The organism is Paraburkholderia phymatum, assembly GCF_038900715.1.
Lineage (GTDB): Bacteria > Pseudomonadota > Gammaproteobacteria > Burkholderiales > Burkholderiaceae > Paraburkholderia > Paraburkholderia phymatum_A.
Genome location: NZ_JAYMRZ010000090.1, coordinates 1 through 576 on the forward strand (window position 1 = coordinate 1; position 576 = coordinate 576).

Sequence of the window (576 nt, forward strand, 5' to 3'; positions counted from 1 at the left end):
TCATGATGGCGCTCGGCACCTTCGCGATCGGCCTGATTCCGAGCTATGGCTCGGTCGGCATTCTCGCGCCCGTGCTGCTGCTCGTCGCGCGCCTCGTGCAGGGCTTCTCGACAGGCGGCGAATATGGCGGCGCGGCCACCTTCATCGCCGAATTCTCGACGGACCGCCGACGCGGCTTCGCGGGCAGCTTCCTCGAATTCGGCACGCTGGTCGGCTATATCCTCGGCGCGGGCACGGTCGCGGTACTGACGTCCTCGCTGTCGCAAGACGCGCTGCTGTCGTGGGGCTGGCGCGTGCCGTTCTTCATCGCCGGGCCGTTGGGTCTCGTGGGCCTGTATATCCGGATGAAGCTCGAAGAGACGCCCGCGTTCAAGAAGGAAGCCGAGGCGCGTGAAGTCGAGGAAAAGTCACGTCCGAAGCAGCGCTTCACGGAACTGCTCGCGCAGCAATGGAAGCCGCTTCTGCAGTGCGTAGGCCTCGTGCTGATCTTCAACGTCACTGACTATATGGCGCTGTCGTATCTGCCGAGCTATCTGTCGGCGACGCTGCATTTCAACGAATCGCACGGCCTGTTCC

General features: G+C 63.7%; 1 protein-coding gene. It reads left to right on the plus strand.

The features are described 5' to 3' along the window. Nucleotides 1-576 (plus strand): MFS transporter (locus VSR68_RS42540; RefSeq protein ID WP_342945382.1); only part of this gene is annotated, 576 nt, incomplete at both ends.